Source organism: Rhizobium sp. BK060 (genome assembly GCF_014193145.1).
Classification (GTDB): Bacteria; Pseudomonadota; Alphaproteobacteria; order Rhizobiales; family Rhizobiaceae; genus Rhizobium.
This window is the reverse complement of record NZ_JACHYW010000012.1, coordinates 125,514-151,138: the sequence shown is the minus strand read 5'-3', so window position 1 is coordinate 151,138 and position 25,625 is coordinate 125,514. Positions and strand designations below refer to the sequence as shown.

Annotated in this window: 20 protein-coding genes; 16 read left to right on the top strand and 4 right to left on the bottom strand. The window is 59.7% G+C overall.

Annotation, left to right across the window (positions count from 1 at the left end; genetic code table 11):
- The first annotated feature begins 1 nt into the window (after position 1).
- The 4 genes from FHT71_RS15365 to FHT71_RS15350 all read left to right on the top strand — a co-directional run bounded on the left by FHT71_RS15365 (position 2) and on the right by FHT71_RS15350 (position 4,305).
- Positions 2–1,015 (top strand): alpha-ketoacid dehydrogenase subunit beta, encoded by a 1,014-nt coding sequence (locus tag FHT71_RS15365; protein ID WP_007800058.1) that lies wholly within the window; start codon positions 2–4, stop codon positions 1,013–1,015.
- Positions 1,016–1,019: 4 nt separating this feature from the next.
- On the top strand, positions 1,020–2,270 hold the full coding sequence (locus FHT71_RS15360; protein WP_183720728.1) for a dihydrolipoamide acetyltransferase family protein: 1,251 nt from the start codon (positions 1,020–1,022) through the stop codon (positions 2,268–2,270).
- 5 nt (positions 2,271–2,275) lie between these two features.
- Complete coding sequence (gene lpdA / locus FHT71_RS15355) at positions 2,276–3,673, top strand: dihydrolipoyl dehydrogenase (protein ID WP_132590158.1); 1,398 nt, start codon at positions 2,276–2,278, stop codon at positions 3,671–3,673.
- 104 nt (positions 3,674–3,777) lie between these two features.
- On the top strand, positions 3,778–4,305 hold the full coding sequence (locus tag FHT71_RS15350) for a hypothetical protein (RefSeq protein WP_007800053.1): 528 nt from the start codon (positions 3,778–3,780) through the stop codon (positions 4,303–4,305).
- 58 nt (positions 4,306–4,363) lie between these two features.
- On the opposite strand, the gene FHT71_RS15345 is transcribed toward FHT71_RS15350, so the two are convergent.
- Positions 4,364–5,374: an SCO family protein gene (locus FHT71_RS15345; RefSeq protein ID WP_132590160.1), complete on the bottom strand. Its 1,011-nt coding sequence runs from the start codon at positions 5,372–5,374 to the stop codon at positions 4,364–4,366.
- A gap of 55 nt (positions 5,375–5,429) precedes the next feature.
- Entirely contained in the window at positions 5,430–7,754 is a 2,325-nt protein-coding gene (locus FHT71_RS15340) for a multicopper oxidase domain-containing protein (RefSeq protein ID WP_183720725.1), read from the bottom strand.
- A gap of 277 nt (positions 7,755–8,031) precedes the next feature.
- On the opposite strand from FHT71_RS15340, the gene FHT71_RS15335 reads away from it, so the two are divergent.
- From FHT71_RS15335 to FHT71_RS15295, 9 genes are read left to right on the top strand one after another with little or no spacing between them, the layout of a single operon-like run.
- Positions 8,032–9,240, top strand: a complete 1,209-nt coding sequence (locus FHT71_RS15335; RefSeq protein ID WP_132590164.1) for a type II secretion system F family protein — start codon at positions 8,032–8,034, stop codon at positions 9,238–9,240.
- A 5-nt stretch (positions 9,241–9,245) separates the two neighbouring features.
- The gene (gene gspG, locus FHT71_RS15330) at positions 9,246–9,707 is read left to right on the top strand and encodes a type II secretion system major pseudopilin GspG (protein WP_132590166.1); all 462 of its coding nucleotides are present in this window, start codon (positions 9,246–9,248) and stop codon (positions 9,705–9,707) included.
- A complete protein-coding gene (locus FHT71_RS15325) occupies positions 9,682–10,140 on the top strand; it encodes a prepilin-type N-terminal cleavage/methylation domain-containing protein (protein WP_132590168.1) in 459 nt (152 codons plus the stop codon). The genes gspG and FHT71_RS15325 overlap by 26 nt, the downstream gene beginning before the upstream one ends.
- 8 nt (positions 10,141–10,148) lie before the next feature.
- Positions 10,149–10,559, top strand: coding sequence for a type II secretion system protein (locus tag FHT71_RS15320; protein ID WP_007800041.1), 411 nt, complete (start codon positions 10,149–10,151; stop codon positions 10,557–10,559).
- Positions 10,556–11,200, top strand: coding sequence for a hypothetical protein (locus FHT71_RS15315; protein ID WP_132590170.1), 645 nt, complete (start codon positions 10,556–10,558; stop codon positions 11,198–11,200). Before FHT71_RS15320 ends, FHT71_RS15315 begins: the two co-directional genes overlap by 4 nt.
- Positions 11,190–12,062, top strand: coding sequence for a type II secretion system protein GspK (locus tag FHT71_RS15310; protein WP_132590172.1), 873 nt, complete (start codon positions 11,190–11,192; stop codon positions 12,060–12,062). Before FHT71_RS15315 ends, FHT71_RS15310 begins: the two co-directional genes overlap by 11 nt.
- A gap of 16 nt (positions 12,063–12,078) precedes the next feature.
- On the top strand, positions 12,079–13,128 hold the full coding sequence (locus FHT71_RS15305; RefSeq protein WP_183720722.1) for a PilN domain-containing protein: 1,050 nt from the start codon (positions 12,079–12,081) through the stop codon (positions 13,126–13,128).
- The gene (gspM, locus tag FHT71_RS15300) at positions 13,125–13,688 is read left to right on the top strand and encodes a type II secretion system protein GspM (RefSeq protein WP_132590176.1); all 564 of its coding nucleotides are present in this window, start codon (positions 13,125–13,127) and stop codon (positions 13,686–13,688) included. The genes FHT71_RS15305 and gspM overlap by 4 nt, the downstream gene beginning before the upstream one ends.
- A complete protein-coding gene (locus FHT71_RS15295) occupies positions 13,685–14,134 on the top strand; it encodes a hypothetical protein (protein WP_132590178.1) in 450 nt (149 codons plus the stop codon). Before gspM ends, FHT71_RS15295 begins: the two co-directional genes overlap by 4 nt.
- Before the next feature lie 6 nt (positions 14,135–14,140).
- Here FHT71_RS15295 and FHT71_RS15290 read toward each other — a convergent pair whose 3' ends face one another.
- Positions 14,141–15,787: a GspE/PulE family protein gene (locus FHT71_RS15290; protein WP_246699471.1), complete on the bottom strand. Its 1,647-nt coding sequence runs from the start codon at positions 15,785–15,787 to the stop codon at positions 14,141–14,143.
- 358 nt (positions 15,788–16,145) lie between these two features.
- On the opposite strand from FHT71_RS15290, the gene gspD reads away from it, so the two are divergent.
- Both gspD and FHT71_RS15280 read left to right on the top strand, forming a co-directional pair.
- Positions 16,146–18,179 (top strand): type II secretion system secretin GspD, encoded by a 2,034-nt coding sequence (gene gspD / locus FHT71_RS15285; protein ID WP_245505463.1) that lies wholly within the window; start codon positions 16,146–16,148, stop codon positions 18,177–18,179.
- A gap of 20 nt (positions 18,180–18,199) precedes the next feature.
- A complete protein-coding gene (locus FHT71_RS15280) occupies positions 18,200–18,763 on the top strand; it encodes an A24 family peptidase (protein ID WP_183720716.1) in 564 nt (187 codons plus the stop codon).
- 31 nt (positions 18,764–18,794) lie between these two features.
- Here FHT71_RS15280 and FHT71_RS15275 read toward each other — a convergent pair whose 3' ends face one another.
- On the bottom strand, positions 18,795–19,799 hold the full coding sequence (locus FHT71_RS15275) for a substrate-binding domain-containing protein (protein WP_183720713.1): 1,005 nt from the start codon (positions 19,797–19,799) through the stop codon (positions 18,795–18,797).
- Between the two features lie 477 nt (positions 19,800–20,276).
- Between FHT71_RS15275 and FHT71_RS15270 the strand changes: the two genes are divergently transcribed.
- Complete coding sequence (locus FHT71_RS15270) at positions 20,277–25,613, top strand: DUF4082 domain-containing protein (protein ID WP_183720710.1); 5,337 nt, start codon at positions 20,277–20,279, stop codon at positions 25,611–25,613.
- Positions 25,614–25,625: the final 12 nt, after the last annotated feature.

Below are 25,625 nucleotides of genomic sequence, written 5' to 3'. Positions count from 1 at the left end.
CATGGCCAGAATGACGATGATTGAAGCGGTGCGCAGCGCCATGGATGTGTCGATGGCACGCGACGACAACGTGGTGGTCTTCGGCGAGGATGTCGGATACTTCGGCGGCGTGTTTCGCTGTACCCAGGGACTGCAGGCGAAATACGGCAAGACACGCTGTTTCGACACGCCGATCAGTGAATCCGGCATTGTCGGTACTGCCATCGGCATGGCCGCCTACGGGCTCAAACCCTGTGTCGAGATCCAGTTCGCCGATTACATGTATCCGGCCTACGACCAGATCACGCAGGAGGCGGCGCGCATCCGCTATCGCTCGAACGGCGACTTCACTTGCCCGATCGTCCTTCGCATGCCGACCGGTGGCGGCATCTTCGGCGGCCAGACCCACAGCCAGAGTCCGGAGGCACTCTTCACTCACGTCTGCGGCTTGAAGGTCATCGTGCCTTCCAATCCCTATGATGCAAAAGGCCTGCTTATTGCCGCTATAGAGGATCCGGATCCCGTAATGTTCCTGGAGCCGAAGCGGCTCTACAACGGCCCGTTCGACGGGCATCATGAACGACCCGTCACACCCTGGTCGAAGCACGACCTCGGTGAGGTACCGGAGGGGCACTATTCAATTCCGATCGGCAAGGCTGAGGTCCGGCGCTCGGGATCTGCCGTGACGGTAATCGCCTACGGCACGATGGTGCATGTCGCGCTTGCCGCTGCTGAAGACACGGGCATCGATGCCGAAGTGATCGACCTGCGCAGCCTGTTGCCGCTGGATCTCGATACGATCGTGCAATCCGTCAACAAAACCGGACGTTGCGTGGTCGTTCACGAAGCGACGCTGACCTCAGGGTTCGGCGCGGAGATCGTATCCCTCGTGCAGGAACATTGCTTTTACCGTCTGGAGGCCCCCGTAGTGCGCGTCGCCGGTTGGGATACGCCCTATCCGCACGCACAGGAATGGGACTACTTTCCCGGCCCCGGGCGCGTCGGGCGCGCACTTGCAGAAGTCATGGAGGCCTGACGCAATGGGCGAATTTATTATCAAGATGCCCGATGTCGGCGAAGGCGTGGCCGAGGCCGAACTTGTCGAATGGCACGTCAAGGCGGGCGACCCGGTCAAGGAGGATATGGTCATCGCCGCCGTCATGACCGACAAGGCGACGGTCGAGATCCCATCGCCAGTCACCGGAACAGTTGTCTGGCTGGGCGCTGAAATCGGCGACAAGATCGCCGTCAAGGCGCCGCTTGTCCGGATTGAGACGAATGGTGGTAAGGCGACTAACCAGGTCGAAGCGCGCCCTGCCGAAGGACCGGCGGAAGCGCCCGACAGTCGGCCCCCTGCCATTGAGCCGGACACCACGCCTGCGCCGAAGGCCACCAGTGCTCCACGACCCGAGGCTCCGGCAGAAAGGCCGCTGGCGTCACCATCCGTGCGGCTCTTTGCAAGGGAAAGCGGCGTCGACCTGCGTCAACTGAAGGGATCTGGTCCGGCCGGCCGCATTCTTCGCGAAGATGTCGAACAATTCATCGCGCGTGGCGAGCTGCCTTCCCTTCAGCCGGCCATGGCGAAAAAGACCTCGGCCGAAGAGATCAAGCTCACCGGTCTCAGGCGCCGCATCGCTGAAAAAATGTCGCTCTCGACCTCCCGCATTCCTCACATCACCTATGTCGAGGAAGTCGACATGACCGCGCTTGAGGAGTTGCGGGCTACCATGAATCGCGACCGCAGGCCCGAGCAACCCAAGCTCACGGTCCTGCCGTTCCTGATGCGGGCGATCGTAAAGGCGGTCGCCGAGCAACCGAACATCAACGCGACCTTTGACGACGAGAAGGACATCCTCACCCGTCACGGTGCCGTCCATATCGGCATTGCCGCGCAGACGCCTGCCGGGCTTGTCGTCCCGGTGGTGAAGAACGCCGAGGCGCGCGGCATCTGGGATTGCGCCACCGAGATGGGGCGCCTGGCGGAAGCTGCGCGCGCTGGTACCGCGACCCGCGACGAGCTCAGCGGTTCGACCATCACCATCAGTTCGCTTGGTGCGCTCGGCGGCATCGTCTCGACACCTGTCATCAACCATCCGGAAGTCGCGATCGTCGGTGTGAATAAGATTGCCGTGCGACCGGCCTGGGATGGGACCCAGTTCGTACCGCGCAAGATGATGAATCTGTCCTCGAGTTTCGATCATCGCATCATCGACGGATGGGATGCAGCCACCTTCGTCCAACGCGTCCGGGTTCTTCTCGAAACGCCCGCCCTCATCTTCATCGAAGGCTAGGATCCATGAAAGAGATCGTCTGCAAGCTTCTCGTCATCGGCGCCGGACCGGGGGGCTACGTCTGCGCAATCAGGGCCGGACAACTCGGCCTCGACACCGTCATCGTTGAAGCCGATAAGCCAGGCGGCACCTGCCTGAACGTCGGCTGCATTCCGTCAAAGGCCCTCATTCACGCAGCCGAGGAGTTTGGCGCCACAAAACAGATGCTCTCCGGAAACAACACGATGGGCATCCGTGTCGAGGGTGCATCGATCGACCTTGCAAAAACCATCAGCTGGAAGGACGGCATCGTTGGCCGGCTGAATGGAGGCGTCTCCGCCCTGCTGCAGAAGGCCAGGGTCAAGATCGTTCACGGCCGCGCGGCCTTCCGCGATGGCAAAACGGTGGAGGTCGAGACCGAGGTCGGCATACAGGTCATTCGTGCCGAGACAGTGGTGATCGCTACGGGTTCCGAACCTGTGGAACTCGCAGCCCTGCCCTTCCAAGGTCAAGTCATCTCGTCCACGGAGGCGCTTTCCCTGGCCGAATTGCCGAGGCGATTAGTTGTCGTGGGCGGAGGCTATATCGGCCTCGAACTCGGTACGGCATTCGCCAAGCTGGGCTCGGACGTGACAGTCGTTGAAGCCATGCAGCAGATCCTGCCGCAATATGATGGCGATCTCGTGCGGCCGGTTGCACGACGGCTTGGCGAGCTTGGCGTTCGCGTCCTGACAGGTGCAAAAGCGAAGGGCCTGTCGGACGACGGCAATGCGCTGTCCGTCGAGACCTCGGACGGCCAGCAACAGCTGCTTCCTGCCGACCGCATCCTGATTACCGTTGGTCGCCGCCCGAAAATTGCAGGATCGGGGATCGAGGAGCTCGATCTCGATCGTACCGGGCCATACCTGCGCATCGACGATCTCTGCCGCACCTCGATGCGGGGCGTCTACGCGATCGGCGATATCACCGGCGAGCCGATGCTGGCCCATCGCGCCATGGCGCAGGGGGAAATGGTCGCAGAGATTGTTGCCGGCAAGAAGCGCGCCTGGGACAAACGCTGCATCCCAGCGATCTGCTTTACCGATCCGGAAATCGTAACGGCGGGGCTTTCACCGGACGAGGCTCGTGCTCAAGGCTACGCGATCCGTGTCGGGCAATTCCCGTTCAGCGCAAATGGCCGCGCAATGACGATGCTGTCCGAGGACGGCTTCGTGCGCGTCGTCGCGCGCGCCGATACCGGCCTTGTTCTTGGCCTGCAGGCCGTCGGTGCCGGCGTGTCCGAACTCTCGGCTGGCTTTGCGCTGGCAATCGAGATGGGGACGCGGCTGGAAGACCTCGCCGGCACAATCCACGCGCATCCGACGCGCAGCGAGGCTGTCCAGGAAGCAGCGTTGAAGGCCTTGGGGCATGCGTTGCACATCTGAACGCCGTTTTGACGCAAGGTAGGCTCTTTCGCAGAACGATATCTGTTTGGACACGCCGCATTATCTGCTAGCTGGCGCACCAATCACGACCGGAGCAATTGAGAATGGCCGCCGCATTCTACCGAGACTATATCGCTGACTTGAAAGTCAGGATCGACGATCTTCACGCCAACGCGCAGCGCTATCAAACCTACGAGTTGACGATGGAATTGCTGGCACAGAAGAACCTCGTCAGCTACACCGAGAAGAAGGCGAAGGGACAGACAGAAGGGCTGTCTTACCGTCGCGACTTCACGACCGGTCAAGCTGTCCATATGCAACAGCAAAACGCCCATGCCCTGTTTAGCGGATTCTTCAATCTCGGCCAGTTTCTGGCCTTTACCGGACAGGGACGTGAGCTGGACGCGAAGCAGTTTGCAGAGCTTTTGACCGACAACTGGCAGTATCCGACATGCGCCGTGCATTTCGTTTTCCGCCAGAAGGGACAGCCAAAGACTGCGTCGATGAAGATGCATTTTGTCGGACTGAACGGCGAGGCCGATGCAGCAGCCTACGAAGACACGGCTGAGCGGGCAAAGAGGCTGGTGCAACACCGCCCCTTCTCGTCAGATCTGTTCTGGGAATGGAAGTAAGGAACGGCCGCCGACCGGCTATCGACAGGACCGATAGATTTTTGCCGTCAACCACGCATCACGGATTGGCATTCATCGAACCATGATCGTGGTGGGCGGTCGTGTCTTCGTGGTGGTGAACATGGGTTGCTTCGGGTTGGGCGCGCAGGTCCGCGATCTCAGCCGATTTCTTTGCCAGATACGATATCAGATCTGCGGTATCGGTCGCCGACATGCCCAGGTTCGGCATACGCACGCCTTTGAACTTTGCATCGAGGTCCGCCAGCGTTTGATCATTCTCGGCCCTGAGCCGCGCGGGATTCATGATCATTTGCTCCAGCCATTGCCGATTGCGCCTGACAGTAACGTCAAGAAGGTCCGGGCCGATGCGGTCGCCAACTCCAACCGTGTGACAGGGCGCACAGATCTTCTTAAACAGGATTTGTCCCGGTTCCCGCTCCAGCTTCAGGCCATGATAGTCGGTGGCCGGAGCCAATGCCGTGGCCGGGGCGTAGTGGCCCTCGCGCCAGGCCGGATCCATGTCGCGGATCGCCAGTTCGACATTTTCGATGTCGGCAAACGGCGAGTTCCTGGCCCACTCTCCGGTGCTGTCGTTGCCGAGCACGATCTCGTTTCGATGGTCGGTTGCAACGTCGCTCTTGTTTCCAAGCTTCGCGTTGATGGCGCGAATCTCATCGGGCTTGCCGGTGATAAACGTCCACCCAGGCCCCTTGTAGAAGGCGTCGGCGAAAGCTTTCAATTTCTCGGGCGTGTCGTTTTCGGGATCGACCGTGATCGATATCACGAAAATCTTCTTGCCGATCTGATCTTGGATCCTATCAACGACCTGGGCTATGCGCGCGGTCGTCAGCGGACAAAGGTCGGTGCAGCTCGTGAAAATGAAGCTGATCAGGACGATCTTGCCCTTGATCAGGTCGTCATAGAAATGCACCGTCTCGCCGTTCTGGGTGAGAACCTCGCTGTTGGGAAAGTAGTCTTTGCCCCAACGTGAACTGGCGGCTGCAACATCTGCGCACAACGCGGACAGAACGGCAGCGACAGCCAGCAGAAACACAGACCCGCGCTTCATAAATGCCCTCCGGAACCGAATCAGTGTGATTGGGCTGCACATTTTGCGCAGCCCATCATGGCGTGGGGTTGGTATTCAGCTGCGCCTGAACCTGGGATTGGGTATTCGTCCATCCCTTCGGTGCGCCTTCCGGCAGAATTTCAGGCGTGGTGAAGAACACACCGTCCGGGGTCGGATTCGGTGTTGGCGTCACTGCGGCCTGCGGCGTTCCGGCAATACCGGTCAGCAACTGAATCCGCGCCAGCATCGCAAAATCCTCATGGACCGTATTGTGGCAATGGTTGACATAGGATCCACCGAACTCGCCGAACTGGATCTGGAAGGTAACGCTGCCACTTTCTCCAAGCCGCCAGACGTCCTTTCTCACCAAGTTCTCGGTCGGCGGCGGTGCCTGGCCGTTGCGCAGCATCGTTATGCCTTCCTCGAAGTGAAGATGAATGGGATGATCCCATCCGCCACCGCCATTCTTGTAGGTCCAGTGCTCGACTTCACCAGCTTTGGGAATGAGCAGGGAAATCCTGTTGGCGTTCATCGAATGCGAGGACTCGCCGTTGATACGAATGGTCCAGGGGAAACTTACATATTCACCGCAATCCGGCGTGCATCCGTTCGGCCCGCGCGAATCTCCGGTTCCCGACCTGCCGAATTCAACCATACGCGTGCGCACCGGGGTCACGATCGGGATCTGCTCCGTCAGTGCTGCCGGCACCTGGCTCTTGTCGGGATCGGTGGCGCGGTGAATGACGCCGGGGACATCGACACTTTCGACAGCGCCAACAATACGGAACTCCAGCATCGGCCCGACGACGGGATCTTCCGACGTGCCCTTAAGCGCTTTGGCGAGGCTGAGTTCCTCCTTGGGCCGCCGCCCGTCCTCATGGCGCAAATGATTGACCACCTTGATCCGGTCGCCGATCTTGAAGCCCGAGAAATCAACGATGAAGTCGTAGCGCTCTGCAATCCCCTGGACGGGAAGAGCCGTCATCATTATCGGGGTAACGACAAGGTTACCGTCATTGGCAATGAACTTGATGGGAACAGGATTGCCCTTCGCATCTGCCAGTCCGAGCTTCAGGAAGCGCGACATGCAGGCATTCAAGGCGCGGAATCGATATTTGCGCGGCAGCACCTCGAAGAAGGGCGCGAACGCGAAATTGACGAGCGGAACGTCGCCGAGCATCCCGTCGGTGTCGAAGATGTCGAAGTAGAGCTGACCGGCCGCATCGCACGCGCAATCCGAGAAGATCAGATTGACGTCGAAATCCGTGTTTCCCCAGCCGAGCAGCCTGCCGCTGGGCAGCCGAAGGTTCACGCCATCCGACAACTCTTCATTGCCGCGGTCGGGACCGCTGTAGTAGTTGATGGCGCCAATGTTGCCCTTGTAGACGTTTTCCGCCGTGAAGAAGAACCGGTGGTCGTGCGCCCACATCGATCCCTGCAACTCGCGGAAATCACCGGCGACGTTGACAAGGCCCGTGTTGTCGTCGGGACCGGAGGCGCGCCGGTCACCTGCCTGGGTGTTGATCTTGTCGCGCCGCGCAAGCGCCGTGCTCCAGCGATAGTCGTAGAAGGTGCCCGGGAAGTGGTGCACGTTCGCAGCACCGTCGCTCTCCGCACCATTGTGGGCATTGTGGAAATGCAGTTGCGTTTCGTTCCGCCCGAAGCCGTTGTTTGCTGCCCGGTCAACGGGCAGGTCGTTGTATATCCGCGTAATGATCGGTTCACCGTAGCGACCCTTGATCAAAAATGGCGGCAACGCGCACTCGCCGCCCCGTCCCGACGCATAGGTCCAGACACTATTGGGCTGCTGAAGTGGGAAACTGTCATGAAAATAGCCACCTCTGCCCGTTTGGGAAACCTGACCGAGCCGCATGATGTATCCGACCTTCGGGAAGAATTCGTCCCATCGCTGATGGGCAAAGACCTCGCCAGGCGGACGTCCCTCAATCGGTCCTCGATGTGTCAGTGGGTTTATGAATTGTTGATTCGCGGGATCGGCGGAGAAATCCGTATGATAGGAAAGTCGCTTGGCCGGCCGCTCGCCAAGGCTTGTCGGGAAGGCCGCATGCCCCTCGGCTGTCCGAGCAATCGGCAACGGCTTCAAGTGGTTCAGCCGATGCATAGGTTGGGTGAATTTCTGGATGCCGAACAGCGGCGTGCGTGGCGTCCCGGTCGGAACGGCAGCAAAGGCGCTCTTTGCAAACGGACTGAGGCCGTTCTTGCAGGCAAGATAGCCGCTCGCCGTAAAGATGCCCCATCGGAGTAATTCCCGACGGGTAACCTGCCCCTGATTCAGTGCCCTTACAATCTCTGCTCGATTTTCGCGAGCGCGTTGTGCTTCTCTTTGACGGATTCGTGACGCATCGTGAGAGATATACATTCGACCAGCCCCCAATCAAATGTAACTATTTCCATCTATATATGATGGCGATGCCATAATACGCCTTAACACTTCTAATCACAACGCTTATCGTAATAAGTCTGACAATATTCAGAAGTTCTTAAAATTAAATGCCGCAATTGTATTTTATAAATAGTAAGGCCGTTGAGATTTATCGCGGATTTTTGTATAGTTCACCTAATCTTATTTAAGACGCAATCAATCAACCCGATTCGATACTGCATATTTTTTCGACACATCAGGGGCGATTACGGCGATGCCGAACTTCAGGTACCGGGCGATCGATCTCTCGGGGCAGATGCTCGAGGGTGTTTTGCAGGCAAACTCCAGCGCGCTGATGGCCGCGGAGCTCGAGCGCCGGTCCCTGCTTCCAGTCGACATCGAAGAGGTGAAGCGAACCGGCGCTGGATTGAGCCTGTCATTCCAATCCACCCCGTCCTACGACGACGTGACGGCGTTCACCGAGGATCTCGCCGCCCTGCTTTCGGCAAGCGTCGCCCTGGATCGGGCCTTACAGATCATCCATCAATCCACAAAACGGCATGCCCTCAGCAACATGACGCGTTCGCTTTGGGAAGTCGTTTCGAAGGGACACAGCTTCGCCGAAGCGATCGCGGCCTATCCGGCAGCGTTTCCGCAAACCTACATCAAGATGGTCGAGGTCGCAGAAGTCGCTGGCAATCTTGACGTCACGCTGCAAGTGATTGCGCAGGAGCGCCGCCGCGGACGGGAACTGAGGCAGCGTCTGACGTCAGCACTCGCCTATCCCGCATTTCTGGTACTTGCAGCGGCAGGCGTCATGTTTTTCGTCCTCACGGTTGTCATTCCCGAATTCGACAAGGCACTCGTTGGCATGGGCCAGGCAGCAAACGGACCGACATCCGTCGTCTTTGCCCTGTCGCGTGCGACCGCAGCCAATAGCACCTTGATTTCCGCCATGGGCGCGGCGGCGCTCTGCAGTATCCTCTTCATCAGCCGCAGCAAGATAGCAAAGACGATCATCGTTTCGCTCATCGGGCATCTCCCCGGCTTCGACACGCTGCTGATGCAAGAGCGCGCCGTCGTCTTCTGTTCGACATTCGCCATGCTGAACAAGAGCGGCGTCGACCTTCCGACATCCCTTCGCCTTATCCGTGGCCTGATGCGCGATGGGCACTCGGCGGAGCTCGTCGCTGACGTTCTTGCCAGGGTCAGAGACGGAAGCCAACTCACGGACGCGCTTTCACGCGTCGCTTTCCTTCCTCCCTACGGGCTGCAGATGCTGCGCGTCGGCGAAACCACAGGAGATACCGGCAAAGCCGCATTAAGGGTCGCAACATATTACGAAACGCGACTCGATCGCTCGATCGCGCGTGCCACGGCGATCATCGGCCCGCTGGTTCTATTGACTGTCAGCGCGCTCATCGCCTGGATCATCGTCTCGGTTATCACGGCGTTGCTCAGCCTGAACGAACTACTGTTGTGATCGCCATGCAAAAGCTACTGCCACGCCCCTTGCCGACCAACCGCAAATCCTCCCGCCGCAAGGACAGAGGCGACGGTGGTTTCACGCTTTTGGAGCTGCTGGTCGTGCTGGTGATCCTCAGCCTGGTTGCCAGCATTGCCGCTCCGCGCGTGCTTGGGTACCTCTCTGAGGCGCGTGTCCGGGCAGCACGGCTGCAGATCGAAGCGCTGACCTCAGCATTCGATCTTTTCTATCTCGACACGTCGCGCTACCCGACGGAACGCGAGGGCCTCACGGCCTTGGTCAGCGGCACAGCGATCAAGCGCTGGAAGGGTCCCTACATTCAGCAGGCCTCGGTGCCGTTGGATCCATGGGGCCACGAGTATCAATATCGCATTGGTGACAAGGGGCGACCCCAGATCATTTCCTTTGGTGCCGATGGCGTTGAAGGGGGGGTCGACAATGCCGCAGACATCGCGATCCAGTAGTCATTCTTCGAGCGATGGCGGTTTTGCCCTGCTGGAACTCCTGGCGGCACTTGCAATCGTGGCCTTCGTCGGGGCGATCGCTCTGCCTTACATGATCAACACCGGACAAACGATGGGGCTGAAGGTTCAGGCTGCGCAGATTGCAGCTCTCCTGCGCCAAGACCGGAATATCGCGATTGCCGAAGGCCGGACCGTAGTCTCGACGATCGACGCTCGTCGCGGCACCGTTTTATCGGGTTCTTCCGCAAGAAGGGTCATTTTGCGCGAGGGGTCTGCGATCCGGGGAGAGCGCGCGTTGCACGCCGGCGTGGTGGCCTTTCAGGCCAACGGCCTCTCATCCGGTGGGACATTTGACATCCAGGGACCGCGTGCGACCTTTCGCATATCGGTGAACCCACTGACCTCGGGCATCATGCTGTCAACGATCGAATGAGGCCCCGCATGCGTGCGAATCCCACTCACGGTGCTCCAAGGATACGCGATCGGCGCGATCAGGGCTTTACGCTGCTCGAGGTTCTGGTGGCGGTGGCGATCCTTGCCGCCCTGCTCTACGTCGTTCCGAGAAGCCTGGTCTCGGCACGCACCTTTATCGTCCAGTCCCATGCCTGGCTGGAAGCGCGGCTGGTTGCCGAAGAAGTCCTGGCCGAAGAGTTACACAGCGGAGCCATCCGCCCCGGTACCTTTGGCGGCGTAAGCCATGGGCGCAGATGGCGCGCCATTGTCACACCATCTGCAATCGCTGAAGGGCGTGGGCCAGAGGGACAGATACTGCTCGAGGCAAGGCTTTCCGTCGACGTATCGCCTTCCCGCAGGCTGGCTGTCGATCGGCTGCTGATCGGGGTGGCAGAATGAGGAAGAAGCGAGAGAGAGGAGACGGTGGCTTTGCTATGCTGGAGGCGCTGGTTGTCCTCCTGCTGAGTGCGCTCGTATTCCAGGCGCTCCTGCTGTCGGCCTATCTTGTGACCCGATCTTCTGCCGCCGCTAGCCGGGACGCGGCAAGCGTCGAGCGGCTGGCGACCGGGCTTACCGCCCTGCGGCGCGACTTGTCGCAGGTCGCGGCAATCAAGACGAGCGAGAGAGCCGGCGCACCCTTGCTGTTTTACGGCAGCGAACAGGCCGTGGGGCTCGCGACCGGCTCGGCGTCGGATCAACTGGTGTGGATCTCGGTCAGGTCGGGCGACCTCGTTCGGTCGGCAATTGCGCGGCTTCCCTCGGCAACCAGCTTTGAAAAAGTACGTGTCGCGACCCCGACAGCAGTGCTGCAGGGCGGGTGGGACTATCGCTTCTCCTTTGCCCAGAACACTGAAAAGGGTGTCGTATGGAAAAGCTCCTGGGCCGATCGTCCACGGCTTCCCGATATCATTCGCCTACAGATATGGAACAGATCCGATCGCAGGCGCCAACCTTTGACGCTCGTGGTTTCGCCACATGTCGATCCGCCGCGGCTGTGCCCGGATGGAGCGACCTGCGAGGGAGGCCCGGATGCAACGTGACAGCGGATATGTCACGCTGGCGACCCTCGTCGTATGCGGCTTGCTGGCGGGAATTGTATCGACACTGGTGTTGTCAGCGCAGCCGACCCTGGTCCTTACCCGATTGGGGGTTGACGATCTCGTGACGGAGAACCTGCTCGACAGTGGCGCCACTGCGTCCGCCTATCTCCTTTTTGCCGAAGGCAAGGATGCTTCGGTGGTCGATGGTCGCATCATCACTTTGCCGACAGGCAGCGTAACACTACACGTTGCGGCCGAGGCAGGCCGGTTCGATCTCAACGCCTCGCCGCCCGAACTGCTCAAGGGCCTCTTCAAAGCAGTGGATGGCCAGTCCCTTTCACCGGACGCATTTGCGGCGCGGATCGTTGACTGGCGCGACGGAAATGACGAGCGGACGCCCGAAGGCGCCGAGCGCTCCGACTACCGCGGGGCCGGAGCAAGCGGCCTGCCAATGAACGCCAAATTCCAGTCGGTCGGCGAGTTGCGTTTCTTGAAGGGACTGAGCGAGAATGACTACATGAAACTCGAGTCGTTCCTCACGGTGCACAACCGGGGCGGCATGCTTTATCCGAAAGCCGCATCCCGGAAGGCTCTGCTAGCAATCCCTGACATGAGCGAGGCGGACGCATCGGCCCTTGCCGAACTGCGTGGCGCCGAAGACAACGACGAGCGGCGAGCCCTTTTGAAGAAATACGAAAGCTTCCTGACGCAGGAGACGCCCACGGTTTATCGCATCACGCTTGTCGCACGCAGCAAAAGCGGCCGCACCGGAACTGCCGAGATGATTGCGGGCGATGCCAAAGACAGCCCAAAAGGCTATGTCGTCCACTCGTGGAACCTTGCCGGACCGGCGGCTCATTGATGGCGGGGAGTATCGAATGACCGGCCTTGCTACATCGATCAGACGCGGCGGTTCGGCACTGCTGGGCGAGATGGTTTCCTGGCAGGCAGCAGCCAATATCCCCCGCCGAAATCGTGGGACATTCCTCGTTGTCGAAGAGCCGGCCAAGCTGGTCTGCTACCGCGCCTCCAGGGCGGGACCGATCCACAAAGCCGAGGGACCGCGTGACGATCTCGCCTGGCTCAGCAAGGTCGTCGGAAATCAACCGGTCGAAGTGCGCCTTGGCGCCGATCGTGCGGTCGTTCGATCCCTCACGCTTCCGGCGGCCAGCAGAAATCATATCGATGCAATCATCCGTCACCAGCTCGAACAGCTTGTTCCCTGGCCTGCGGACAGGATGACGTTCGACTACGACCTGCAGGACGACGAGGCGGCAAGCCCTTCTGATCAGCTCCACCTGCGGGTCGTTGCTGTGTCCCTGTCCGCGATGCGGTCGGCAATCGACCCCTTCAGTGCCGCCGGCGTCAAGCCCGTTGTCGTCGGCCTGGCGGCCGATCCGCTCGGAAAAGCCAGTGCAATCAATTTACTACCGGGCGCGAAAGCGGCGCTCACGGAGCGGCGCTCGCGCATCGCGCTCCTTTCCCTTTGCGTCTTGGCAGCCATCGGGACATTCATGATCACGGCAGGCGGCTGGCGGCTCTACCAAGAGACGCAGGAAGCCAAGCGAATCGAAGCCTCGCTCGTCAGTCTTCGCAGCACAATCGATAAAGCTCGCCAGAAGGCCGAGCAGGCGGACAGCTCCAGCGTGAAGCTCGCGCGCAAATGGGATCAGGCCCCCATGGTCGTCCTGATGGATGAGCTGTCGAAAATCATTCCGGAAACCACCTATCTGACCACACTTGATGTTGGCGATCGGGATGTGCGGATTGCAGGGTTTTCAACCGATGCTGCCAGCCTGATCAGGGTCATCGAGGACTCGGATATGCTGGAAGCGGCAAATTTCTCCGCGCCGGTCGTCCGTGATGGCGACAACGGCAAGGAGCGGTTTGAAATCCTGGCCCGTCTTGTGGGAGCGAAAACACCATGAACCGCAAAAGGGGTAGCGCGAAGAACGTTAGGGCGGCCGTCATTGCGGTCCTTGCAGCTCTGCTTTTGGTTCCGGGCGCTATTGCCGCATGGAGCTTGATGGAAGCACGCCACCTGTCACAAGCAAATGCCGAACAGCAACTGTCCCTCGACGCGCTGAAAGCCAAGCTGGCAGCGCTCGAAGACAGCAGCGCAAACGATGCAGATGGAGATGGCGCCGCAATCTACCTGGCGGGCGATACTTCCGCTGTCGCTGGTGCCGAGTTGCAACGGCTGATGACTGAAATGATCAGTCAAACCGGAGCAAAGATTGCTCAGTTTGAATTCGTGGAGCCGGCGGAAGGTGCATCCGACGACGGCACCGTCGAAATGCGCGTTCTTTTTGAGACCACGACAGAGCCGTTGCAGCAAATTCTCTTTGCCACCGAAAGCAACCGGACAGCGCTCGTCTTCAAATCCATCACTATCGAGAGCGCCGAATCGAGCGTAGACAATAAAGAGCCGCCTTCTCTGCGCGTTTCGGCCTCGGTTGAGGGCTATTGGCGAAGGAGCAAGCTGTGAACGGTCGGGCAAGACTTGGTACCGCGACAGGCGTCATCGTGCTGGCAATGGTGCAAGCGGCCTTGTCGCAATCAGAGCCGGACACAGCAGCACCATGGCTGAGCGGTGTTACACTGGACAAGCTTGAGGCGACACGGCTTCATCCGCTTTTTTCACCGCTAAGGCAGCCTCCAGTCATCGACGAGCCGGTCGTCGAAACTGCCCCGGTGGTTGCGAGTATATCGGAAGCATCTGCATCGCCGCCTGAGATGAAGCTCGTTGGAATAATTTCGGCGAGCGGAAAACGCCAGGCACTCCTTCAGGACCCCGCAAGCGGCCAGATCCATCGCTTGAAGAGCGGCGACAGGCTTCAAAACTGGGTGGTGTCCATCGTCGACAATCGCACCGTCCAGCTCGAGAAGAATGGCCAGCACCAGGACTACCGGATGTTTGCCCCGACCCAGTAGCGTCACTCAAACCGTAACGCGCAGGACCTCCTCGATCGAGGTGATGCCCTTGCGGTATTTCGCAAAGCCATCGTCGAGCATCGTGGTCATGCCGGCGCGCACAGCTGCAGCCTGGATCTTCTGCGGATCGACGTCCTCACGGATCAGCCCGCTCAACTCGGCATCAACAGGCAGAACCTCGAAAATTCCGATGCGTCCGCGATAACCGCTCTCGCCGCAATAAGGACAGCCGACCGCTCGGAAACAAGTATCTCCGGGGCGCGACACGAAACCGCGGCGTGCAAGGGCGGCATGCTCAACGCCCGCGCCATCGGCCACAGGCGACCTGCAGCGTTCGCAGAGCCTCCGGACAAGCCGCTGGGCAATGACGCACCTAAGGGCGGACGCAAGGAGGAAGGTTTCGACGCCAAGATCCATTAGTCGTATGATCGCATCTGCCGCGCTGTTCGTGTGTAGGGTCGTCAGCACCAGGTGGCCCGTGAGGGCCGCCTGGATGCCGATCGACGCCGTCTCGCTGTCGCGCATCTCGCCAACCATCATGATATCGGGGTCCTGGCGCAGGAAAGAGCGCATCGCATTTGCAAACGTCAGGTTGATCGACGGCTTCACCTGAGTCTGGCTGACACCGGCGATCTGATACTCGATCGGGTCTTCGATCGTCATGATCTTGCGCTCGGGACTGTTGAGGCTCGACAGCGCCGCCGTCAGCGTCGTTGTCTTGCCGCAACCGGTCGGGCCGGCAACGACGATCAGGCCATGCGGTTCGGCAACCTGCGTGCTCAAAATGGAAAAATCGCGCGGCGCCATGCCGAGGCGCGAAAGATCGAGAGCCTCGGCACCCTTGACGAGAATTCTCGCAACAAGCGCCTCCCCATGCAGCGTCGGCATCGTCGCCACACGAAAATCGGCGCGCGTGGTGTTAATCGTGATCCGCGCACGCCCATCCTGCGGCAACCGGTGCTCGGCAATGTTAAGACCCGCAAGGATCTTGATGCGCGAGATGACACCTCGTGCAATGTCGTTCGAAAGCGGCTGCATCGTCCTCAGCATACCATCGACGCGCATTCGCAACCGCACGCCATCCGATTGCGGCTCGATATGGATGTCCGTTGCAGACAGGTTGAGCGCGGTCTCCAGCAACTGGTCGACGGCCCGAACGATCGGCGCGCCGCTGGCGAGATCATGAAGGCGATCAAGATCCTCGTCCGTGCTCTCCGGACGCGCGGCCGCTCGTTCGGTTGCCGCCGAGGCAGGTGTCCGATCCTTGGAAAGCAAGCGTTCGAAGAGCATCGCCATTTCTTCGAATGTCGCGACCCTCATCTCCACGCGTTGCCCGAGGGCTGCCAACGCGGCCTCGATGGCCTCCTCGCGCGTCGGGTCGGCTATGACAAGGATCTGCTGGCCTCTTTCTAGCGCTGGAAGGGCCCAAGCTGCACGAAGAAATCGCGGCGACAGGTCCTCGGTAAATTCGGGACGGAACTCGATCTGGTCAACGGCAGCACGAGCCAGCCCATGAAACTCAGCAATCGCCTTGGCGAGTTGATCCCCTGAAAGAATGCCCGTCTCCCAAAGCCCGCTGTAGCTCGAAGGCGGGTCCTTGAGCATTCGCTCAAGCGACAACCGCTCGGATGGCCCGATGAGGTCATCGTTCATTGTGAGGTATCGGACAAAGTCGATCGAAGTCATTGCGGCAGCCATTTCGAGCTCTCGCCCTGGGTCTCCTGCCCACGTTCCCTGCGGTGAGCGATGAGGACAGCTTCCGCGAAGTTCAACGGCAAGTCCATGCCAACCTTTGCGGTAACGAAGAAGGCCCTTGCACGCCGCGTACCGTAAGATGTGAATAGCCGCCATTAGACGATAGTGCCCCCTCTGAAAAATGCTAGGCTCAACCACTGAAAGCTGGAGAATCAGTCGAGGGGAGATGAAACCTAGCAATACAATTGGTCGGGCAGGATTGCTTTTCGGATGGTGTCTGCTGGCCACTGGATGCGTGCTACCCGATCACGGCTCGATGGATAGTTCCAAGTCCATCCTCGGATCTGTGACCAATGCCGACCTCTCGGCTCGCTCGCCGCGTCCCGACGGGATGGCAGCAGCGAGCAATGGAGGCAGGCCCAGCTCCGTTCAGGGTGTTACCTATGTGACCCCGGGTGATGGCGTCGTTGATCCCATGCACACGGGCCAGACGCCTGCCACCGGAAACGAAGTGAACCTGAACTTTCAGGGCGCCGACCTCAAGGACGTGGTGCAGGTGATCCTTGGAGATACCCTTGGCCAGACCTATACGATCGATCCGAAGGTATCGGGCAGCGTGACGCTCTCGACCGCCCGCCCGGTGGAAAAGGGCGAGCTGCTGTCGATCCTGGAAACCCTTTTGAACATGAACGGCGCCGATCTCGTCCGGCGCAACAACACCTACCAGATCGTCGAGGCCGGTTCGGCGGTGGCAGGTCAGGCAAGCATGAGGGGAAGCGGGCCGGGCTTTGGGCTCACGATCATTCCCGTCCGGTACATTGGCGCACAAACCTTGGCCCGACTGATCGACGGTTTCGGCGCGAGGCCGGGCGCAATTCGCGTGGAAACTACGCGGAACCTCCTCGTTATCGCCGGAAGCGGCGCTGATCGTCAGGCAGCGCTGGAAACGGCAAGCGCGTTCGACGTTGACTGGATGAAGGATCAGGCCGTCGCCATTCTGCCCCTGCAGAATGCCCGCCCGGAGGCCGTCATTCCCGAGCTCGAACGCATTTTTGCAGCCAAGGGCACGGAAACCGGCGCAATTCAGTTCATGCCAATGCCTCGGCTTCGCGCGATCCTGGCCGTGTCGCAAACCCGCACGCTTGCTGAGCGTGCACAGACCTGGGTCCGTCGGCTGGACCGGGAGAACCCTGACTTCGGCCAAAGCGTTCACGTCTACCGCGTGAAATACCGGGACGCGACGAAGATTGCCGAACTCCTGCAAAAGCTGTTTTCGAGTGGCGACGACACGGAAAACGGGGAAAAGCCGGCAGCGGGCGAAGCTTCGCCTGAGACGGCCGATGCGGCTGCTGCCCCAACAGCGGCGGCGAGCACAGCCACCGGCGCTGGAACCGACACGGCCGAGATAGATCCTGCGCGCTTCGGTGCGCCGACATCAAATGAACTGGGTGCTGACGCCGTGCGCATTCGCGCTGACCCTTCGAACAATTCGATCGTGATCTACGGCGATCTCGAAATGCGCCAGCGGGTGCTCGGAGCGCTGACTAGGATAGATGTGCCGCAGCTGCAGGTCGCAATCAGCGTGACGATGGCCGAGGTGCGCTTGACCGACGATATGCGTTTCGGCGTCCAGTACTTCGTCAAGAGTCATCACCTTGGAGCCGGAAACGACAACGGTTCGGTTGGGCTCTTCAACGTCCTGGCCGACAACATCGCGCGCGAAGTGCCCGGTTTCAACTTCGTTTTGGGCAGCGAAAGCAGCCCGGATATCATCATCAGCGCCTTGGATAAGGTCACCGACGTTCAGATTCTCTCGTCGCCATCCCTGGTCGTGCTGGAAAACGAGGTTGCGCGCTTTCAGGTCGGCGACCAGATCCCGATCATCACACGCACCGTTACACCGGTCGATTCGGCCGACGCTCCTGTCAGTAACGAGGTGCAATATCGCGATACCGGCATCATAATGAATGTGCGTCCACGAATTGCTGAGAACGGTGTCGTGGCGATGCGCATTGAACAGGAGATCTCCTCGTCTTCGTCGCCGGACAGCCTGACGCCGACAATTTCCAACCGGAGCATTTCCAGTTCCGTTTCCGTCGTCGACGGCCAGACCGTCCTACTCGGCGGCTTGATCAGCGAACAAGCGCAGCGCGCAAAGGACGGTATCCCGGGCCTCAACCGGATGAAGGTCGTCGGCAACCTGTTCGGCAGCAAGAACCGCGCCAATACGCGGACCGAGCTCCTGATCTTGATCAGGCCCATGGTCATTCGCGACGGGCGAGACGCGCAGAGTGTTGCCCAGGAGCTGCAATCAAAGATGTGGGGCATGGGCGGGCGTAAGATCAAATAGTGCTGTGGCGAAGGACCATCATGACCGATCTGGCGGCAGTCGCTTTGGTAACACTGGCGGCACTTGCGATCGGATGGACGACACTGCCACTGCCCCGTGCGCTTCTCGCCGCAGCGCTTGCCGCCATGATGGCATCAGTCACGATCGAGGACTGGCGGAATTTCAGGGTCCGTGACTCTATGAATATCGCTTTGGCGGCGGTGGGAATCGCTGTCTTTCACCTCGGTATCGATCCTTTGGGCCCGGATGCCGTACGATCCCTTCTCACCGTCATCATAGATGCGGCGCTGACCGGTGGCGCGCTGCTCTTCGTACGGGAGGCCTATTTCAGGCTTCGTGGCATGGAGGGGCTGGGGCTCGGCGATGTAAAATTGGCGGCGGCGGCGGGGATATGGGTAGGCTGGCAGCAATTTGCCTTGGTCGTCTTCTTCGCAACCCTGGCTGCGCTTCTCTTTGTCCTCGTCAGCACCAGGCGTCAGGGCCACTGGCGGGCAACGGCCCGTATTCCCTACGCGTCATTTCTGGCGCCGGCAATCTGGCTCGGCTGGTACTTGGCGCAATGGGGCGAGATCACCCTTCCTTGAAGTACACCCGCCATTCCCTTGTTGGCTCGCTCTAGCCGCCTCTGATCGAGCCCCGCCAAACCAATTCGGCATGAAGCCGGATCGACTGCTCACTATTTTCTGGCTGGGGATGCGAAAGCCACTCGACCGCCCTGGCAGCAATCACCGAAATCGGCTGGGCGAAGGTTGTCAGGTCATAAGAAGACCATGCGGCCTGTTCGATATCGTCGAAGCCGGCAATGCAAAGCTGGCCCGGCACCGAGATCGAGAATTGATGGCGGGCGGCATCCATGAAGCCACAAGCCAGGAGATCGGTTGCGCAGAAGACGGCATCCGGCCGCTCGGTGCGCGTCAGCATTCGCTGCGCCAGGACTTTTCCCGCCTCGTAGCCCGTCCAGCCGTGGCGTTCGACGGAAACCTCCATCCCGAGCGCGGCGGCCGCTGCAACAAACCCGCGCTCTCTGGCCATCAAACTCGGTGTTCCCACTTCCGAATTGGCAAAGGCCAGCGTTCGGCATCCGGCTCTGACGAAGGCCGTAGCCACGCGTCCGCCCGCCTCGTCATCGTCAAGGTTGATCCGCAAAGGACCGGGCTGCTCGTCGTCGCGATTGATGAGGACAAGCCGCTGTCCGTTGCGCAAGCACAGTTGCACGATGGACTTGTCAGGCATGCCCGAGAGGATGATCGAGGCATCAGCGCGATAGCGGATCGCCTGACGAAGAGCGTGGTCAACACCGCCGTCCGAGCGGTCCGTATTGATCAGCATCGCGACCTTGCCGCTATTTTGGAGCAGCAACGTCACTTCGCGCAGCAGTGCAGAACGGTACGGCGTCGCGACATCGGAGACGATCAGACAGACGATGCCGCTCTCATTGCGCATGAGACCGCGCGCAAGCTCATTGACATGGTAGCCAAGCGCCTCGGCAGCTTCGAGAACGCGCCGTCGCGTTTGCGCTGAAACGCTGGCACCCGGCGTGAACGTCCGCGATACGGCGGATCGTGAAACCCCTGCCCTGTCTGCGACTTCCTGGGCGCTTACAAACACCTTTTCCGACACGCGGTTCAATCTCCGTTTGCAACAACTCTGCACATTGCTGCAATAGTGTGCAAGCACCTGGCTCAGCAGCGCCGTATGAAACTTTTATGAACAACAGTGTTGAGCCTATCTGCGGGGCCAAACCTGCGCCTGCACGCGATTGCAACAGGAGCCAACGTGGTACCGTCGTGGCGGGAACGAAGGAAGCGCTCCGAAAAAGCGGAAGGCCAATCGATGATCCGCGTGAAAATGGTGAAGCTATTGGGCCAGTTCGCGGATCGTCAACGGAACGATGCCGATCACAACCATAAGCGGTCTATTTCCGACAATTGGCTGCAGACAGTAACCGGTCGGCTTTCCTCCCACACGCATGAATAAGCCTATCGGGGTATGCCCCGCCATGCAGCATACCGCAGATTACTGTCGTTCTCTCTCGCCACAAACATGACAGGATAGTGCCTCTGGACACATGTCGCATTGCGATTGGGGGCGTTCTTAATGCTGAGGATTAACATCAAGAACCGCGATTATTTGAGCGCGTATGGTGGCACCTCGAGTGTTTACAGCGCAGCCGCAACGGGCAGCGCTCTTCTCGTGAACGCAACAGTAGGTTCGTCAGTCGGCAGCGACCGGCCAATTGCCGATCTGGACGCTGTTGGCTCGGTGAACCTCTCACTCACGGGATCCCAGACGACATCTCCTTTGACGAATGATGCAGCAGCGCCGCAGGTGTCGCCGGCAGCAGGTGCCGTCTCTCCTCTCGACTCGCCCAGCGGTGCCGAATTCGCTTTGGGCGACGCCGCAACGTCGACAACAAGTTCTTCGACGACGGATCCACAACCGGCAACAAAGCCACGCACCGTCCTGCCTGCCGACCCCTCCACGCTCATCGCCACGACGTCTGTGGAGCCCGATTTGTCGGATGCTCCCACTGCCACGCTCACTGTCTCAGACGTGAGTGACACATCGAGTATTCCGGTCTTGAGCTTTGCGAGTACAAATATCGGAACGGCAGAGCAGGATAGTTCATCCGCGCCGGCGACCATGGCGACAACGGCCTCGGTGGCCACAGTGACGACAGTGGCTGCAGTTGTTGCTCCAGAGCAGGATAGTTCATCCGCGGTGACGACAGTGGCTCCAGTTGCCGCTCCCGTCACGCTGAACAAGACCGCTCTCGAAAACATGAAGCAGGGCAATCCGATCAGCGAATGGGGCATTGACGGTGACGGCGGCGGCACCATCCAAGGCTTTGCAACCGAAATCAGCACCAATGTCGGCCAGACCGTCGATTTCAAGATTGCCACAGATTCGACCCACTACCGCATCGACATCTATCGCTTGGGCTATTATGGCGGCGACGGTGCGCGCAAAGTTGCCTCGATCGACAAATCGCTGACGACAGCGCAAATCCAGCCTCACCCAATCGTAGATATGTCCCTCGGTTTGATCGACTGCGGCAACTGGTCGGTTTCGGCGAGCTGGCAGATCCCGGCAGACGCTGTATCAGGTGTCTATTTCGCCAAGCTGGTGCGTGAGGACGGCACGGAAGACGCAAGCATCATTCCGTTCGTCGTGCGTGACGACGCCTCAACGAGCGACATCGTCTTCCAGACCTCAGACACCACCTGGCAGGCCTACAATGCATGGGGTGGAGCAAGCCTCTACTACGGAGAGGTTCCCACTGATCCTGCAAATATGATCGGATACCTGCCTCCGAACTGCAGCTGCGGTTTGACGGCGATCGGTCGCGCATCTGCGATCAGCTACAATCGACCGATTATTACCAACACCAGCCCGATTGGCGGCACACACGACTTCATTTTCGGCGTCGAGCATTCCGCTATCCAGTGGTTGGAGCAGAATGGCTACGACGTATCCTATGTCACGGGCGTCGATGCCGCCCGAAATGGCAGCCTGCTGCTCAACCACCAGGCCTACCTGTCGGTCGGGCACGACGAATACTGGTCTGCCGAGCAGCGCGCCAATGTCGAGGCCGCACGCGACAGCGGCGTCAACCTCGCATTCTGGAGCGGCAACGAATGCTACTGGAAGGTCCGCTGGGAAAGCAGCATTGACGGCAACGGCCAAGCTTATCGGACGATGGTCTGTTACAAGGAAACCTGGGGAACCAGCACTGATCCGAGTAACATCGGCACCGGAACCTGGCGCGATCCGCGTTATGCCGACCCAGGACAGGAGCCGGAAAACTCCCTCACCGGCACCATGTTTACCGTCGACGGCTACCGTTTGGATACAATCTCCATCCCTTATGATTACTCGAACCTGCGCTTCTGGCGAAACACCGATGTCGCCAACCTCCAGCCCGGGCAAACGTACAATCTCGTGCAGAATTTGCTGGGCTACGAGTGGGATTCCGACGTCCAAAACGGGTTTCGACCGGACGGCCTGATAAACCTTTCGCTCTCTAGCGTGTCGGTCAGCAGCTATTTGCGTGACTACGGGACAACAGTTGGCGACGCCGTGGTTGAACACAGCCTGACGATGTACCGGGCAGAAAGCGGCGCATTGGTCTTTGGCGCAGGCACCGTTTTCTGGTCCTGGGGTCTGAACGACCAGCATGAGGGGGCAGCAACGCCAACAGATCCGAACGTCCAGCAGGCCATGGTCAACATGTTCGCGGACATGGGTATCCAGCCGACCACCCTGGATGCCAGCCTGATTTTGGCAACGCAGTCGACAGATACTCTAAAGCCAACATCGACGATCACCTCGCCGGTCATTGGCGCAAGCTTTGTCGAAGGACAGCATGTTACGATCACCGGCACGGCCCTGGATTTCGGCGGCGGCATCATTGCCGGCATCGAAGTTTCCACGGACGGCGGGCAACACTGGTTCAAGGCCACCGGCCGCGAGAACTGGAGCTACAGCTGGAATGTGCAGGCAAGCGGCACGTATACCATCATGTCGCGCGCAGTCGATGACAGCGTCAACATGGAAACCCCTTCCGTCGGCAAGCAGGTCACCGTCGTCCTGCCGGCGACATCAAGTCTGTGGACGCTTGCATCAAAGCCGACCGTGGAAACCGCGATCGATCGCGATCCCGTGGAGCTTGGCGTGCGCTTCCAGGCTACAACGGGCGGCTTTGTACAGGGTGTCCGTTTCTACAAGGGCTTTTATAACACTGGCGAACATGTCGTCAGTCTCTGGACCAGCACCGGAACGCTGATTGCGACCGGCGTCTCCGTCAACGAGTCACTCTCGGGTTGGCAGACCGTCATGTTCTCCAGCCCGATCGCCATTTCGGCTGGCACGACCTATGTCGCATCCTATCATAGCAACGGGTTCTTCTCCCTTACCGAGAACTATTTCGGTTCGACTTACAGCAATGGAGCGCTGAAGGCCGTCGATGGTGGTGGTGTCTATGCTTACAGTGCCAGTGCCGGCACCTTCCCGGGCAATAGCCCAGGAGGCTCCAACTATTGGGTTGACGTCATTTTCGACGCTGGTCCGAACAGCGTGCCCGTTGCCACCGATGACAGCGGCTTCTCTATTTCCCGCAACGGTACGCTGACGATTTCTATCGCTTCGCTTGTTGCCAACGACGTCGATCCAAACGGTGACGCGCTCACCATCTCGGCGGTCGGGAATGCCACGAACGGCACGGTCTCGCTCGATACACAGACAGGCAATGTCATCTTCACACCGAATGCGAACTACACCGGCCCGGCAAGCTTCAACTACACCCTTTCTGATGGGCGCGGCGGCACCGACGAAGGCAACGTCAGTCTGACCGTCGAAGAAGGACCGGTCGGCCAGACGCTGTTCCAGCCCGGCGACGGCCCGAGTGGCGCCGGTATCCATGAAAATGCGCCGCTGGAACTGGGCATGAAGTTTACCGCCTCGACAAGCGGGACCCTCACCGGCATTCGCTTCTACAAGGCTGCCAGTGATACAGGCGCCCACACCGGCTCAATATGGGCTGCGGACGGCACGCTGATCGGCACAGTCACATTCACAAGTGAGTCCCTGAGCGGTTGGCAGACGGCCAAGTTCTCCTCGCCGATCCAGATTACCGCCGGAACGACCTACATTGCTTCCTACCATACGACGGGCAGTTATGTCGCAACCACCAATTACTTTTCGACTGCCCACACCAGCGGCGCGCTGACGGCCTTGGCAAGCTCTGCCAGTGGCGGCAACGGCGTTTTCTCCTATGGGACGAACACGACGTTCCCCACCTCCAGCTACCAGGCAGCGAATTACTGGGTCGACGTCGTATTCAACCAATCAACGGTCAATAGTGCGCCGGTTGCGGCCAACGACAACGGGTTCACCACCTATTCGAACACGGCCCTGTCAATCGCGGCGGCAAGTCTGCTTGCCAATGACACGGACCCTGACGGCGATGGGCTGACGATCACAGGGGCGAATGGTGCAACAAATGGCACTGTGGCATTTGATAGCCAAACCAACTCCGTCGTCTTCACACCAACGACGGATTACGTGGGCGCGGCAAGCTTCAGCTACTCGATTTCCGACGGTCGCGGCGGAACGTCGAGCGCCACCGTTTCTCTGAACGTCGGAGCCCAAGCCAGCGGCGCAGGCCTGTTTGCAACCTCAGACACGCCAAGTATTGCCGCCGAGAACGATTCCTCCTCCGTTGAACTGGGCGTCAAGTTCGTGGCATCTGCGCGCGGCGAAATCACCGGCTTGCGCTACTATAAGAGTGCTCAGGACGTCGGCACCCATATCGGCTCACTCTGGAGCAGCACCGGCCAACTTCTCGCGACGGCAACCTTCACCAACGAAACGGCAAGCGGGTGGCAGACCGTCACCTTCTCGCAGCCGGTGAGCATTTCTGCAGGCGTGACCTATGTCGCAAGCTATCATTCGAATGGCTTTTATGCAGCGACGCCCAACTACTTCACGACGAGCCATAGCAACGGTGTGTTGACAGCGCCGTCCAGTTCGGAAAGCGGCGGAAATGGCGTTTACGCATATGGGAGCGGCAGCCTGTTTCCAACCGCGACCTACAATTCGGCCAACTACTGGGTCGACGTCCTCTATCAACAGTCGTCACAAAACACTGCGCCGGTTGCCGTCAACGACAATGGAATTTCCACGGGGGTTGGAACGCCGGTCGTCATCCAGGCATCAAGCCTCATTGCCAATGACAGCGATCCAGACGGGGATCAGATCTCGGTTGCCAGCGTTGCCAACGCGATCAATGGTACGGTGGCTTTCGACAGCCAATCCGGCGCGATCACCTTCACCCCCCTGGCCGGGTACTCCGGTGCAGCCAGCTTTGACTACACGATCAGGGATTCTCAAGGCCAGACCTCAACGGCCAATGTCGCGGTTAGCGTGACCAACCAGGGTCCCGAGCAAAATGTCTTTACCGCCGGCACGACCCCCGCAATCAGCTCGGTCAACGACAGCAGCCCGGTCAATCTCGGCATGAAGTTCCAATCGGATGCAGCCGGCTGGATCACCGGTATTCGCTTCTACAAGAGCGAGGAAAATACCGGACCCCATACGGGCTATCTGTGGACGGCAAGCGGCACATTGCTTGCAAGCGCGACCTTCACCAACGAGAGCGCAAGCGGTTGGCAGTCCGTCAATCTTTCGCAACAGGTCGCAATCGATGCCGGTACGACATACGTCGTCTCCTACAGCACCAACGGCAACTATTCGGCAACAGGCAACTACTTCGCGGACACGACGACAAACGGCAACCTGCAGGCCATGTCGTCAGCGCTCAGTGGTGGCAACGGCGTCTATGGCTACGGCTCCAGCGGGCTGTTCCCGACAAGTACATTCAACAGCACCAACTACTACGTGGACGTGGCATTCAGGCAGCAGCTCGCAGCGTAACAGCGGGTGGGG